This is a genomic window from Gynuella sp. (genome assembly GCF_050297175.1).
In the GTDB taxonomy this organism is placed as follows: domain Bacteria; phylum Pseudomonadota; class Gammaproteobacteria; order Pseudomonadales; family Natronospirillaceae; genus Gynuella.
On sequence record NZ_JBNKSF010000011.1, the window covers coordinates 71,717 to 86,076 of the forward strand.

Annotated in this window: 12 protein-coding genes and 2 tRNA genes; all 14 read right to left on the reverse strand. The window is 47.3% G+C overall.

Annotated features, from left to right (window positions below; all coding sequences use genetic code 11):
• Window positions 1-38: 38 nt before the first annotated feature.
• The 14 genes from eutC to glmM all read right to left on the reverse strand — a co-directional run bounded on the left by eutC (window position 39) and on the right by glmM (window position 14,359).
• Complete coding sequence (gene eutC, locus ACQY6I_RS04075; RefSeq protein WP_428240196.1) at window positions 39-806, reverse strand: ethanolamine ammonia-lyase subunit EutC; 768 nt, start codon at window positions 804-806, stop codon at window positions 39-41.
• Window positions 803-2,206: an ethanolamine ammonia-lyase subunit EutB gene (locus ACQY6I_RS04080; protein WP_428240197.1), complete on the reverse strand. Its 1,404-nt coding sequence runs from the start codon at window positions 2,204-2,206 to the stop codon at window positions 803-805. Before ACQY6I_RS04080 ends, eutC begins: the two co-directional genes overlap by 4 nt.
• Window positions 2,207-2,363: 157 nt before the next feature.
• Complete coding sequence (gene pnp / locus ACQY6I_RS04085; RefSeq protein WP_428240198.1) at window positions 2,364-4,478, reverse strand: polyribonucleotide nucleotidyltransferase; 2,115 nt, start codon at window positions 4,476-4,478, stop codon at window positions 2,364-2,366.
• 290 nt (window positions 4,479-4,768) lie between these two features.
• Entirely contained in the window at window positions 4,769-5,038 is a 270-nt protein-coding gene (gene rpsO, locus ACQY6I_RS04090) for a 30S ribosomal protein S15 (RefSeq protein ID WP_428240199.1), read from the reverse strand.
• Window positions 5,039-5,193: 155 nt separating this feature from the next.
• Window positions 5,194-6,111: a tRNA pseudouridine(55) synthase TruB gene (gene truB, locus ACQY6I_RS04095; protein ID WP_428240200.1), complete on the reverse strand. Its 918-nt coding sequence runs from the start codon at window positions 6,109-6,111 to the stop codon at window positions 5,194-5,196.
• Complete coding sequence (gene rbfA / locus ACQY6I_RS04100) at window positions 6,101-6,490, reverse strand: 30S ribosome-binding factor RbfA (RefSeq protein WP_428240201.1); 390 nt, start codon at window positions 6,488-6,490, stop codon at window positions 6,101-6,103. Before rbfA ends, truB begins: the two co-directional genes overlap by 11 nt.
• A gap of 116 nt (window positions 6,491-6,606) precedes the next feature.
• Window positions 6,607-9,309: a translation initiation factor IF-2 gene (gene infB / locus ACQY6I_RS04105; RefSeq protein ID WP_428240202.1), complete on the reverse strand. Its 2,703-nt coding sequence runs from the start codon at window positions 9,307-9,309 to the stop codon at window positions 6,607-6,609.
• A gap of 27 nt (window positions 9,310-9,336) precedes the next feature.
• The gene (gene nusA / locus ACQY6I_RS04110) at window positions 9,337-10,830 is read right to left on the reverse strand and encodes a transcription termination factor NusA (protein WP_428240203.1); all 1,494 of its coding nucleotides are present in this window, start codon (window positions 10,828-10,830) and stop codon (window positions 9,337-9,339) included.
• 14 nt (window positions 10,831-10,844) lie between these two features.
• Window positions 10,845-11,315: a ribosome maturation factor RimP gene (rimP, locus tag ACQY6I_RS04115; RefSeq protein WP_428240204.1), complete on the reverse strand. Its 471-nt coding sequence runs from the start codon at window positions 11,313-11,315 to the stop codon at window positions 10,845-10,847.
• 191 nt (window positions 11,316-11,506) lie between these two features.
• A tRNA-Met gene (locus ACQY6I_RS04120) sits at window positions 11,507-11,583 on the reverse strand.
• A 71-nt stretch (window positions 11,584-11,654) separates the two neighbouring features.
• Window positions 11,655-11,740: transfer RNA gene (locus ACQY6I_RS04125), tRNA-Leu, on the reverse strand.
• 19 nt (window positions 11,741-11,759) lie between these two features.
• The gene (secG, locus tag ACQY6I_RS04130; RefSeq protein ID WP_428240205.1) at window positions 11,760-12,131 is read right to left on the reverse strand and encodes a preprotein translocase subunit SecG; all 372 of its coding nucleotides are present in this window, start codon (window positions 12,129-12,131) and stop codon (window positions 11,760-11,762) included.
• A 17-nt stretch (window positions 12,132-12,148) separates the two neighbouring features.
• Window positions 12,149-12,898 carry a triose-phosphate isomerase gene (gene tpiA / locus ACQY6I_RS04135; protein WP_428240206.1) on the reverse strand — a complete coding sequence of 250 codons (750 nt, stop codon included), beginning with the start codon at window positions 12,896-12,898 and terminating at the stop codon, window positions 12,149-12,151.
• A 123-nt stretch (window positions 12,899-13,021) separates the two neighbouring features.
• The gene (gene glmM / locus ACQY6I_RS04140; protein WP_428240207.1) at window positions 13,022-14,359 is read right to left on the reverse strand and encodes a phosphoglucosamine mutase; all 1,338 of its coding nucleotides are present in this window, start codon (window positions 14,357-14,359) and stop codon (window positions 13,022-13,024) included.
• Window position 14,360: the final 1 nt, after the last annotated feature.

Genomic DNA, 14,360 nt, shown 5'->3' on the forward strand with positions numbered 1-14,360 from the left:
AGGATGCCTAATGACACGACGAGACATGCTTCAGTCTGTCATTGATCAGAACCTATCTGCTTGGTGGCATCCAGCACCCGTTCGTCAGAATTATCCTTAATTTGCACACCACTTATTTTTCGTATCAAAAACTGATCAATCAAATATCCAGCCTTGGTGGCCGCCTGATCAAAACTTAAACCCCCCGGACGAATATTGGAGATGCAATTGCGATCAGCGTCGGTACAGCCTGTTTTAGGCCGATAGGTCAGGTACATACCAAGGCTGTTGGCAGCACTCAATCCAGGGCGTTCTCCCACCAGGACAATCACCAGCTCCGCCCGTAATAACTCCCCGACAGCATCGCCCACTGCAACCCTGCCTTGTTCGACGATGACCACCGGCGCTATCAGTTTCTCTTTCAGACAAGGCAGCTGACACAACCTGTTGATCATTTGACCGGCATTTTGCTGTACTGCGATGGTCGATAAGCCATCCGCCACGACAAAGACCACCTCTGCAGCCGGCATTTGTTGTAACTGCGAGACAGATGGCGGGTTCAGCTGTCGTCCCAGATCCGGTCGGGTCAGATAAGCAGCACGATCAGAAGCCTGACTATGCAACACCACAGACTTTATTCCGACATCGGATAATTCCGCCGCTAATGATTCACAATCCAGCGCAGTCCAAACCGCGTCACGGGCACGGGCATGATCCAGTTGAAACTTCAACTGAGCGGTAGTGGGCTGGCTAACCCCAACTTTGCCCAGACCAATACGGGCCTCAGTATACTGACTCAGAGCCTGCCATAGTTTATTGGTATTCATGATTCTATCCGCCCGAGTAATTTACTGGAAAAACCCGATAGAAAAGGGCTTTTCATAATTCCGGCATCCAGTACCCGGCCGGAATTATCGGTAATTGACATCTGTTTTAACCAATTAGCAAATTCCGGTGCTGGGGTCAGATTTAATGCTCTGCGTATATATAGCGCATCATGGAAACTGGTTGTCTGATAGTTCAACATGACATCGTCGGACCCAGGTATACCCATAATAAAAGCCCCGCCGGCTACGGCAAATTGAGTCAGCAACATGTCCATATCATCCTGATCGGCCTGAGCATGGTTGGTGTAACAGATATCACACCCCATGGGTAATCCGAGCAGTTTGCCGCAAAACAAATCTTCCAGCCCGGCCCGGATAATCTGCTTGCCATCATATAAATATTCCGGACCGATAAATCCAACCACAGAATTGATCAGTAAGGGATCAAACTGCCGGGCCACAGCATAAGCCCGGGCCTCACAGGTCTGTTGATCGACACCATGATGGGCATTGGCTGAGAGTGCACTGCCCTGACCTGTTTCAAAATACATGCAATTGTTACCCACTGTTCCTCGGGCCAGATGCTCCCCTGCCTCTTTGGCCTCTTTTAACAACGCGAGGTTAATACCAAAAGACTCATTGGCTTTCTGGGTACCGGCAATGGACTGGAAAATAAGATCTACAGGCGCACCTTGATTGATTAAATCGATCGTAGTCGTTACATGAGTCAAAACACAACTTTGAGTTGGAATCTGATATTCCTGAATCAAACCATCCATTAAAGCCAACAACCGACGTACCGTCGCCGGATTATCTGAAGCCGGGTTGATACCGATAACGGCATCACCACATCCCATTAACAAACCATCCATCATTGACGCTGCAATGCCCAATTCGTCATCCGTTGGGTGATTGGGTTGCAGACGTACGGATAAACACCCCGGCTGTCCGATAGTGTTACGAAAGCTGGCAACATTGTGGCATTTTTGCCCAACCAGAATCAGATCCTGAATACGCATGATTTTGCTGACGGCCGCAGCCATCTCTGGAGTCAGTGCCCATTTCAGCTGCTGGATCAATGCCGGCGTGGTGGTTTCAGCCAGCAAAAACTCTCTAAACTCGCCGACTGTCAGGCCGGCAATCAATCGAAATGCTTCTGCATCATGATTATCCAGGATCAAACGGGTTACTTCGTCCTGCTGGTAAGGAATAAATACATCATCCAGAAAATCCTCCAAAACCACTTCAGACAGACAAATCTGCGCAGCCACTCGTTCCAGTTCTGATTCTGCGGCAATACCCGCAAGCTCATCACCGGATCGGCGCGGAGTCGCCTTGGCCATCAATACTTTCAGATTGGGGAACGTCCAGCGAGTGGAATCAAGTAAACAGTGATACATAGCTATCGACAACCTGCAGCCCTAATAAACATCTGGCTTTAGGTCAGCAAAGCTAGTGCCAGATGACCGGCATAATGGGTAGATAAAAACTGGGAAGGATTTGGTTTGATATTCAGGTAAAAAAAAAGCGCCAAACGGCGCTTTTTCATAGGATCAATTATACCGAGGCTTTTTCCTCGTCACTGATCTCTTTCATAGTCAGCTTAATACGGCCACGGTTATCAATATCCAGCACTTTGACCACGACTTCCTGACCTTCTTTCAGAACGTCAGCGACAGACTTAATACGTTCCTCTGCAATCTGGGAGATGTGAACCAGACCATCCTTACCAGGCAAGAATGTCACAAATGCACCAAAATCGGCCAACCGCGCGACAACACCTTTATAGATTTTACCAATTTCCGCTTCCGCAGTAATCGCCAGAATCCGATCTTTTGCTGCCTTCATGGCCACACCATCCGGTGCATAAATACGAATCGTACCGTCATCATCGATATCAATTTCAGTACCGGTTTCTTCAGTCAGCGCACGAATGGTCGCACCACCTTTACCGATCACATCGCGGATTTTATCAGCATCGATTTTTACGGTTTCATTGGCCGGAGCATTAGGCGACAGCTCGGGACGTGCTGCAGAAATAACTTTGCTCATTTCACCCAGAATATGAATGCGGGCATCATGTGCCTGTTGCAGCGCAATTTCCATGATTTCTTCGGTAATACCTTCAATTTTGATGTCCATCTGCAGCGCAGTAACACCCTTGGCCGATCCAGCCACTTTGAAATCCATATCACCGAGATGATCCTCGTCACCGAGAATATCGGTTAGTACTGCAAAACCATCGCTCTCTTTGACCAATCCCATGGCGATACCAGCAACCGGAACAGATACTGGAACACCCGCATCCATCAGCGCCAGAGAAGAACCGCAGACTGATGCCATAGAGCTTGAACCATTGGATTCAGTAATCTCGGAAACAACCCGGACCGAATAAGGGAAATCCTCAGTGCTTGGCATGGATGCCTGAACACCACGGCGGGCCAGACGACCATGACCGATTTCACGGCGACCAACAGCCCCCATACGACCACATTCGCCCACACTGAATGGAGGGAAGTTGTAGTGCAGCATGAAGTAGTCATCACGCAGACCGGTCAGATCTTCTTCCATTTTGGCATCACGTTTAGTGCCCAGCGTACAACTTACCAAAGCCTGGGTTTCACCACGGGTGAACAAAGCAGAACCATGCGCCCGTGGCAGCACGCCCACTTCCACTTCAATCGGACGAACAGTCTTGTTATCCCGACCATCAATACGTGGTTTGCCTTCTACCACATTGCGACGTACGAGTTTCTTTTCCAACTTACCAAAGATGGCCTTAATATCGTCAGCAGAGGGTTGACCTTCTTCTTCACCTGACAGGGTTTCAATTGCTTCATTACGCAGCAGTGTCAGTTGATCATAACGGGCCGCTTTTTCAACGATGGTATAGGCAGCCGCAATTTTGTCATAGTAAGCTGCTGATACAGTTTCCAGCAGTGAGGTGTTTTCCGGCTCTGGCTGCCAGTCCCATTTTTCTTTACCTGCTTCGCTGGCGAACTCAGTAATACCTGTAATGGCAGACTGCATTTCCATGTGCGCAAACAAAACGGCACCCAGCATCTGATCTTCAGTCAGCTCTTTGGCTTCTGATTCAACCATCAATACCGCATCTTTGGTACCAGCAACCACCATGTCCAGTGAAGACTCTGCTGCGGTAGCAACATCAGGGTTAAGAATATAACCATGGTCATCACTGTAGCTGACACGTGCCGCAGCAATCGGACCGTTGAACGGGATGCCGGAAACCGCCAGTGCCGCAGAAGTCGCCAGCATTGCACAAATATCAGTTTCTTCTTTGGCTGATGCGGAAATCACGTTAATGATGACCTGAACCTCGTTCATAAACCCTTTGGGAAACAATGGACGAATGGGGCGATCGATCAGACGGGATACCAATGTTTCTTTTTCAGATGGACGGCCTTCACGTTTCAGATACCCACCCGGGATCTTTCCGATCGAATAATATTTTTCCTGATAGTGAACAGACAGGGGGAAGAAACCCTGGTCAGGCTTAGCTTCTTTGGCAGCCACAACGGTGGCCAGCACCTTGGATTCGCCCATAGATGCAATCACAGCACCCGTTGCCTGACGGGCCACTTTACCGGTTTCAAGAGTAACGGTATGAACACCAAATTGAAAAGTTTTAGTCTTTGCGGTTAAAAAACTCACTATGTTTTTCCTTTTTATAAACAATTTATTGTTTACCAGACCACCGCAGAGCGCTTCTACCGTTGTGGCCGAAGAACAGCCACAATGGATAGAAGCACTCGTCTCTGGAGCAGACTGGTTATTAAAGTGTGACCCGGACAATCCGCTTCACACGGCCGGACGAATCATACAGTAGTTATTTTTAATACTTATGAAACAGCCGGTGAGCCATTAACGACCCATTATTGCAGATACGAAACATATATCGGGAAATGAAAAAGACCCCGGACGGGGCCTTTAACTGAGAGAAATCAGCGACGAAGTCCTAAACGACCAATCAATGTAGTATAACGGTCCAGACTTTTGCCTTTGAGATAATCCAACAGCTTACGACGCTGGTTAACCATACGGATCAAACCACGTCTTGAGTGGTGATCTTTTTTATGGGCTTTGAAGTGAGATTGCAACGCATCAATATTTGCACTCAACAAAGCAACCTGAACTTCTGGAGAACCTGTGTCACCTTCAGCTTGTTGATATTCTGTTACGATTTCTGCTTTTTTCTCAGGGCTTAATGCCATGTTTCTTATCTCCAAATAAAAATATGCCTGCTGCCTGGCGGAAAACCTGAAAGACAGCGCCTTACTGTTAGCGGCCGTGCATATTAACAGCGGCAACAGGTCTTATGCTGAAATGTCCAACATAGACGGCGGCGGATTATATCGAAAACATTCGCCTAATCCCAGTTAATTAAGCGTGCCGGTTTGATCAAACCATTCTCAGCCCGACCAACACCTATCATTTTCTGCGCCTGCTCGTCATAAACGCGGATCTGTGGAGTCTGAATCTGAGGCATATCTGGATATTTCACCGGATTGCCATGACAGAAACGTATCACTTGCTCCCCTGTCAGCGACACCATGGGCCATTGAGTAATCATGCTATCGACAGGCAATAGCTGAGCCTGCAATTGTTCTGGAGTAAATAGCTGTAATTGCGCCAACTCAACTGCTTGCTGCAAGTGGTAGAGGCCATGCTTGATTCGGTGCAAGCGCGATACATGGGCACCGCAGCCTAACAACTGACCAAGTTCATCCACCAGGCTGCGAATATAGGTGCCTTTGCTGCAATGAATCTCCAGATCAATGGTTCGTTCATGAATTGCCAACACCTCAAAGCGAAATATGGTAACAGGCCTGACTTTGGCTTCTACTTCGATACCTGCTCTGGCAAGCTCATACATAGGCCGCCCATTTACCTTTAACGCCGAATATATCGGAGCAACCTGTTGAATCGTGCCGGTCAAATGCTCAGCAATGAGATTTTGCAGCTTTTCGGTAGTCACAGCAGCTGGAATATCTTTCTCTTCCACAACCTGACCATCAGCATCACAAGTATCTGTTCTCACACCCAGAACTGCTGTAGTCTGATAGGTCTTGTCACTATCGAGCAGCAATTGCGAAAACTTGGTGGCCTCACCAAGGCATATAGGCAACAAGCCCGTGGCCAAAGGGTCAAGCGCCCCAGTATGACCGGCTTTCTGTGCCTGATAGCATCGCTTGACCTGTTGCAGCACCGCATTGGAACTGTAACCCGAAGGCTTGTTGATCAACACCACGCCATGTATTGGATTACCTTTACGCTTACGACTCATCTTGCCCCTGACGATCTAGATCAGACTGCACGGCATCATCGATCAATCGACTTAATTTATGCCCTTCACCCAATAAATCATCGTAATGGAAACGCAATTGAGGAATGACTCTCAAGGACAATCCTTTTGCCAGCATCGTACGCAGGAAACTGGCAGCACCGTTAAGCACCGTTTCACTCTGTTTCTTGCTGCTGTCTGAATCATCCAAAGCCATGCAGGTAAAATACACATCGGCGTAACTGAGGTCCTTACTGACCTTCACGTTATTGATGGTCACCATACCAACTCTGGGGTCCTTGACTTCCTGTTGAATCAACATCGCCAAATCTCGCTGCATTTGATCAGCAATTCGACGGGTTCTGCTAAATTGTTGTGCCATTTTCTTTTCCTATATACCAGGAAACAAAAAGCTCTCAGGCTTACACCGGAGAGCTTCCTTAATTGTTTGATTACCAGATCCCGGCTAACCGGTACCTACGATCTAAAGTTACCTGGTTAATCAATAGTCCGGGCGATTTCCTTAATATCAAAGACTTCGATTTTGTCGCCGACTTTAACATCAGTATAGTTTTTCACGCCGATACCGCATTCCATACCGTTGCGCACTTCCTGAACGTCATCTTTGAAGCGACGCAAAGATTCAAGCTCACCTTCATAAATCACCACATCATCACGTAGGACGCGGATCTTCTTATTACGGTAAACAATACCTTCAACAACCATACATCCGGCAATCTGGCCAAATTTAGGCGAGTTAAAGACATCCCGAACCTCGGCAACACCGACAATATCTTCGCGCAATTCCGGACTCAACAAACCACTCAGTGCCGCTTTAACATCATCAATGATGTTATAAATAACACTGTAGTAACGCAGATCCAGCCCCTGGCGTTCAATAATCTCACGAGCCTGGGCAGATGCACGAACATTGAAACCAAATATAACCGCACTCGCTGTCACAGCCAGATTAGCATCTGATTCAGTAATTGCACCAACTCCGCCGGAAACAATATTGACCTTAACCTCTTCATTACCCAACTTAAGCAATGAAGAACGCAAAGCTTCCAGACTTCCCTGCACATCGGCTTTCAATACGATGTTCAAAGTCGCCACTTCGCCAGCGGTCATATCTGCAAAGAGGTTATCAAGCTTGGTTGCCTGTTGGTGAGCCAGTTCATTCTGGCGGGCCTTTTCCTTACGGAACTCTGCCACTTCGCGGGCTTTACGCTCGCTCTCAACCACAATGAAATCATCACCAGCAGTAGGTGTACCATCAAGACCCAGTATCTGCACGGGAATAGACGGACCTGCACTCTGAACCTGCTCACCGGTCTCATCCAACAAAGCACGGACCTTACCGAAACATTCGCCGGCGAGGACAATATCACCTTTGTGCAAAGTGCCGGTCTGAACCAATACCGTTGAAACCGAACCACGACCACGATCCAGGCTGGACTCGACAACAACCCCTCGAGCCCGGGCATCCACAATTGACTTCAGTTCGAGTACTTCCGCCTGTAACAATACTGCATCAAGCAAAGCATCAATGCCCTGGCCAGTATGCGCCGATACCTGAACAAACTGTGTATCGCCACCCCAGGATTCAGGCACGACATCTTTAGCAGAAAGCTCGTTGGTCACGCGATCTGGATCAGCTGCTTCCTTATCGATTTTGTTAATTGCGACAACAATCGGTACTCCAGCAGCCTTGGCGTGTTGAATCGCCTCTTCTGTTTGTGGCATAACACCATCATCAGCCGCAACGACCAGAATCACCACGTCTGTACTCTGGGCACCACGCGCGCGCATCGCGGTAAAAGCTGCGTGTCCAGGAGTATCCAGGAACGTAACCATACCATTAGCGGTTTCCACGTGATAAGCACCAATATGCTGGGTAATTCCACCAGATTCGCCTGCCGCTACTCGGGTTTTCCGAATATAGTCAAGCAGCGAAGTCTTACCATGGTCAACGTGGCCCATAACGGTTACCACAGGAGCTCTTGGTAATTCTTCACCTACATTTTCTTCAACGAAGGAAATCAGGTTTTCTTCCAATTGGTTTTCATTGATCAGGGTATACTTATGACCCATCTCTTCAACAACCAGTATGGCCGTGTCCTGGTCAAGTACCATATTAGGATTGGAAACAACCCCCATCTTGAACAGCACTTTTACTACTTCTGCCGATTTCACTGACATTTGATTTGCCAGATCACTGACAGAAACACTTTCACCAAAAGACACATCCCTGACAACCGGCTGTGTTGGCTGTTGAAATTGGTGTTCACGCCGTTTTGATTTTCTTCGTCTGGACCGGCGGCCGCCGCTGAAATCACCATCGTCGTCAAGCATTTCCAATATCTGCTGGTGTTTATTACCCTTATGACGCTCTACGGGCTTGTGATGCACGACAGCTTCTTTGACAACCGTTTCGCCTTTGGTTTTCTTGCTCGGCTTCTTGGTTTCTTCACGCTCCTCTCGAGCAGAACGCGCTTCTTTAACCTGCTCTTTCTTGACTTCTTTACCGGTTTTCCGCTCATTCTTCGATGCAGAGGATGAGTCGGATGCCTCATCTGCAGAATCCGCAGCAACTTCGGCTTTTGCCGCCTCAACTGTCTCACCAGTTGATTCACTCGCTAGAGATTCTGATTCCGCACTAGCCACAGATTCTTCCGCATTACCAACTTCTGTGAGCTGCTCGGCTGGCTGCTCTGTATCTACAGCTTCAACGGAAGGTGTCGCTTTAGCAGTTTCGTCAGCTTCTGTTTTAGCCTGTTTCTGCTGTTCTGATTTAACCTTTTCTTCCTGCTCGCGTAGACGGGCAGCTTCTAACTTGGCGTTCTCTTCTTCCCGTTTACTAGGCGATACAAGCTGCTCTTCTTCTACTGGAACAGCTGTCTCTTTTTTAACGTAAGTTCGTTTTTTTCTGACCTCGATATTGACGGTCTTCGCCCGGCCACCCAGGCTGGAAGACTTAATTTGTGTGGTAACTTTACGTTTTAACGTTATTTTTTTGGGACCTCCAGATGATTCACCGTGGCTTTTTTTGAGAAAAGCCAGTAACGCCTGCTTCTCTTCATCACTGACTGAATCGGTCTCATTACTATGCGGTAAACCAGCTTCTTTCATCTGCCCTAGCAAACGATCTACTGGTGTACCGACATTTTCGGCTAGCTCTTTGACTGTCACTTCTGCCATGCTGCCCTCCTTTAACAAATCGTCTGCTTATTCGTTTTCAAACCAGGGAGCGCGGGCAGTCATGATCAGTTGACCAGCGCGCTCTTCACTCATACCTTCAATTTCAAGCAAGTCATCTATGCCCTGTTCGGCAAGATCTTCCATGGAAATAATGCCTTTACTGGCCAATGTATAAGCCAAGTGTTTATCCATACCATCCATGTTAAGAAGGTCATCAGCGGGCTCAGAACCTTCCAGTTGCTCTTCAGTTGCCAACTCTTTGGTTAATAACGCATCTCTTGCCCGCTGTCTTAATTCTGCCACGATATCTTCATCAAACCCTTCGATATCCAGCATCTCTTCAAGTGGTACATAGGCAATTTCCTCCAGCGAAGTAAAACCTTCACTGACCAATACCTGTGCCACTTCTTCGTCAACATCCAATGAGTCAACAAAATCTGATACGATCTGACCGGCTTCAGCCTGCTGTTTGGCTCCAGCTTCATTTTCGGTCATCACGTTAATTTCCCAACCTGTCAGTTCGGTTGCCAGACGAACATTCTGTCCTCCCCGGCCAATTGCCATAGCGAGGTTTTCTTCAGCTACAGCTACATCCATGGTATGAGTTTCTTCATCGATGACGATTGAAGCTACATCCGCCGGAGCCATTGCATTTATCACCAGCTGAGCAGGATTATCATCCCACAGGACAATATCGACTCTCTCATTACCAAGTTCATTTGATACCGCCTGAACTCTGGAACCACGCATACCAACACAAGCACCAACCGGATCAATACGTCCATCATTAGTTTTAACTGCTATTTTGGCGCGTGAGCCTGGATCCCGTGCACAGGCACGAATCTCAATCACTTCCTCTTGAATTTCTGGCACTTCAATTCTGAACAACTCCACCAGCATTTGCGAACTGCTTCGACTTAACACCAGCTGAGGTCCACGACCTTCTGTTCTTATTTCATGTAAAACAGCACGCACTCTATCGCTGATCCGGAAAATTTCCCGGGCAATTAGCTGGTCTCTTGGCAATATCGCTTCTGCATTACTTCCAAGATCAATAATCAAACTGTCTCTGGTAACCTTTTTAACCGTTCCGGAAACCATTTCACCCAGTTTTTCCCGATATTGTTCAACGATTTTGGCCCGCTCAGCTTCACGAACTTTTTGAACGATTATCTGTTTGGCGGCCTGGGCACTGATCCTTCCGAAACCTTCATTTTCCACTTTGATTTCGTATACATCACCAGGCTGTAAGGTGGGATCTATTTCTGCGGCTTCTTCCATGTTCAATTCATATCCCAGACCCGGCACAACCTCATTACTGACGACCAGCCAGCGTCTGAAGGTTTCATAATCGCCAGTTGTCCGATCAATTACGACATGAATATCAACCTCTCCTTCATCATCGTAGCGTTTCTTTGCGGCTGCTGCGAGAGCCATCTCAATAGCCTCAAAAATGACATCTTTAGCAACGCCTTTTTCATTAGAGACCGCCTCTACAACCAGAAGCATTTCTTTATTCATCGTCCTCGCCCCTACTAACCGTCAATCTGATCAAACCGTGGAATAATCCGTGCTTTTTCTATTTGTTCGAACGGTAATACGTACTCTTCTTCCTCGATTACCAAAAGAACATCAGAATCTTCCACCCCGTTTAATAAGCCTTTAAATTTTTTTCTACCTTCAAAGGGCCTGCTGAGCCGGATTTCTATTTCATGACCTTTGTAAACAGCAAACTGTTCCAAGGTAAACAAAACCCTGTCCATACCTGGAGAAGAAACCTCCAGTGTATAGTTGCTCTGAATAGGGTCTTCTACATCCAAGACACTGCTGATCTGACGACTGACCGTGGCACAGTCCTCCACATCAATCCCTTCTTCATGATCTATATATATGCGCAATAGCGATCGGTTACCCTGAGGAATATATTCAAGTCCCCAGAATATAAACCCCAGCCCTTCTACAACCGGGCGGGTCAGCTGTTCTAAAACCTGCTGTTTTACACTCAAAGTATGTATTCCAAAAACAAAAAATGGGCATCATGTGCCCACAAATTAAAGCTGCACAATGTATTTATCATGCAACCTGATTTGCATAAACAAGTACCTAAAATCCAAGTATGAAAAACCAATGCCCTTACCAGGACATTTCTACTCTGCTTTTTTTAGGTAGAAAAATTCGTCGAACGGAACAACAAAAATGGTAGCGGGGGCTGGATTTGAACCAACGACCTTCGGGTTATGAGCCCGACGAGCTACCAGGCTGCTCCACCCCGCAACATGCGCCCTAAACGGGCGCGGATTATAATGCTCGTATCGCCTGATTACAACCGAACACGAACTTATATATGGTGCCGATGACTAGACTCGAACTAGCATGAGCGATGCTCACCACCCCCTCAAGATGGCGTGTCTACCAATTCCACCACATCGGCAATTCTGTATCTAATATCCTCAGTCTGCGCTGGGGATATCAGAAGTATTCTGATCTGTTCCTTGGGTATCAATGGTTTCAGCAGCAGGCACCGTCGTATCGTCGACTGTCTGCTCTACCGGCACTAAACCAAAATTACCCGCATCCTCTGCTTTCTGTTTAGCAAAGTAAGCCAATGTCAAACTGGTAATAAAGAAACCTGTCGCCAGAATTGCTGTCGTACGACTTAAGAAGTTTGCACTTCCTTGGCTTCCAAAAACCGTTTGTGATGCCCCACTGCCAAAAGATGCTCCGGCTTCAGCTCCTTTGCCACGCTGCATCAAAATAAAACCGATGACACCAATAGCAAGAAACACATGAATAATAATAATAATGTTATCTATAGAGACCATTATAATTCCCGCAAACCTTATTCAGCAGCCATGCATATGGTGACAAAATCATCTGCCTTCAAAGAGGCTCCACCAACAAGACCACCATCTATATCTGTCATGGCGAACAATTCTTCAGCCGTACTGGCATTAACACTGCCACCATATAAAATTTGTACTTTTTCAGCGATTTCAGCACTTTGCTCAGCAACAACCCGGCGAATATATGCATGCACATCCTGAGCTTGTTGTGGCGTTGCTGTTTTTCCTGTCCCTATAGCCCAGACAGGTTCATAAGCAATGACACTTTGACCTATGCCCTTCGCACCAACCAAATCCATTACAGTTTTGACCTGCTGACCAACGACATCTTCAGTAACGCCTGATTCTCGTTGCTCAAGGGTCTCTCCCACACACAAGACAGGAGTTACTCCAGCCGCCAACGCCGCTTTAACCTTTGCTGCACATATCTCATCGGTTTCACCGAACAATGTGCGACGCTCAGAGTGACCAACCAATGCATACTTACACCCAAATTCCTGCAGCATCCCGAGCGATACTTCTCCGGTAAACGCTCCGCTGGCTTCGGTGTAAAAGTTTTGTGCACCCCAGGCAATATTCGATGCACCCAACAGCTCCTCTGTCTGATAAAGGAAGGGATAAGGTGCGAATATAACCACATCGGCATTCTCAGCCCTTATGTTCGACTTAAAATGGCCCAACAATTGTTTAACAAGTGTTTTATCACCATTCATTTTCCAGTTGCCAGCAACCATCGGTCTACGCATAAGTCTGACTCCTATTTTCAAGAGGGCGCAATCTTAATGACTTTGTTCGCAGCTTACAAGCTGCGATTGCAACATTTAAAACAATATTTATTGATGCTAACTGATTGATTTTTCATAAAGTTATCACTTAATCGCATTCTCGACCTGTGCAGCCAGATGACGACAGACTTTTCTGACCAGAGCAGGGTCCTCTCCTTCTACCATAACCCTGACAACTGGCTCAGTACCGGAAGGGCGCAGGAGCACCCGACCACTGTTTCCCAGCTCTTTCTCGGCCGCCTGCACCCCAGATATCACTTCGGGCTGGGCCAGAATATCCATTTTTTGGGGCAACTGTACGTTGATCATTTCCTGCGGAAACTTTCTCATACCAGACTTGGCCTGGTACAGACTCTGGTCATATGCCACCAGAGCCTTCAATACCTGTAACGCTGAAACAATTCCGTCTCCCGTGGTAGACACATCCTTACATACCAAGTGACCGGAATTTTCTCCCCCTAAAACCCAATTATGACGGCTCAACAGCTCCAGCACATAGCGATCCCCAACTTTTGCCCTGACCAGGGGGATATCGAGTTTTTCCAGCGCCCGTTCCAAACCAAGATTGGTCATCAAAGTTCCGACCACTCCACCGTTGAGACCACTATTTTCCTTTCTGTTACGGGCAATGATATACAGCAACTCATCACCATCGACCAACTCGCCCTGGTCATCGACCATCAATACACGATCTCCATCACCATCAAAGGCAATCCCGAGATCTGCACTGGACTCCAGAACAACCTGCTTGAGCTGTTTGGGTGACGTTGAGCCTACACCTTCATTGATATTCAAACCATTTGGCTTGTTACCTATGACAATAATATCTGCCCCAAGTTCTGAAAAAACCTTGGGGGCCACGTCATAAGTCGCACCATGAGCACAATCAATTACTATTTTTTTGCCCTTTAAGCTCAATCCTGGAGCCGTAGACTTACAATACTCAACATAACGCCCTCCAGCATCATCAACACGACGTGCCTTACCAAGATGGTCAGACTCGACCGTTATCATCGCCTGCTGTAGTTCAGCCTCAATCGCCAACTCCAGCTCATCAGATAATTTCGTGCCTTCACCAGAAAAAAACTTAATCCCGTTATCATAAAATGGATTATGAGATGCGCTGATAACAATACCGGCATCTGCCCGAAATGTTTTGGTCAAATAAGCAATTGCAGGAGTCGGCATTGGCCCCAGCAATAAAATATCCACTCCCGCTGCCGATAAACCGGCCTCCAGAGCAGACTCAAACATGTAGCCGGAGATACGGGTATCCTTACCGATCAAAATCTTACTTTTGCCATGACGCGAAAACACTCGTCCAGCTGCCCAACCCAGCTTAAGCATGAAATCAGCGGTAATAGGCGACCGTCCTACACGACCACGAATACCGTCCGTTCCAAAATAGGTTTTAGCTGTCAAT

What these genes read in the sequence shown, in the direction of transcription:
- eutC (WP_428240196.1), bottom strand. Translation starts at nt 806, where the DNA reads ATGAATACCAATAAACTATGGCAGGCTCTGAGTCAGTATACTGAGGCC.
- infB (WP_428240202.1), bottom strand. Translation starts at nt 9,309, where the DNA reads ATGGCAGAAGTGACAGTCAAAGAGCTAGCCGAAAATGTCGGTACACCA.
- secG (WP_428240205.1), bottom strand. Translation starts at nt 12,131, where the DNA reads ATGGTCTCTATAGATAACATTATTATTATTATTCATGTGTTTCTTGCT.
- ACQY6I_RS04080 (WP_428240197.1), bottom strand. Translation starts at nt 2,206, where the DNA reads ATGTATCACTGTTTACTTGATTCCACTCGCTGGACGTTCCCCAATCTG.
- rpsO (WP_428240199.1), bottom strand. Translation starts at nt 5,038, where the DNA reads ATGGCATTAAGCCCTGAGAAAAAAGCAGAAATCGTAACAGAATATCAA.
- nusA (WP_428240203.1), bottom strand. Translation starts at nt 10,830, where the DNA reads ATGAATAAAGAAATGCTTCTGGTTGTAGAGGCGGTCTCTAATGAAAAA.
- tpiA (WP_428240206.1), bottom strand. Translation starts at nt 12,898, where the DNA reads ATGCGTAGACCGATGGTTGCTGGCAACTGGAAAATGAATGGTGATAAA.
- truB (WP_428240200.1), bottom strand. Translation starts at nt 6,111, where the DNA reads ATGAGTCGTAAGCGTAAAGGTAATCCAATACATGGCGTGGTGTTGATC.
- rbfA (WP_428240201.1), bottom strand. Translation starts at nt 6,490, where the DNA reads ATGGCACAACAATTTAGCAGAACCCGTCGAATTGCTGATCAAATGCAG.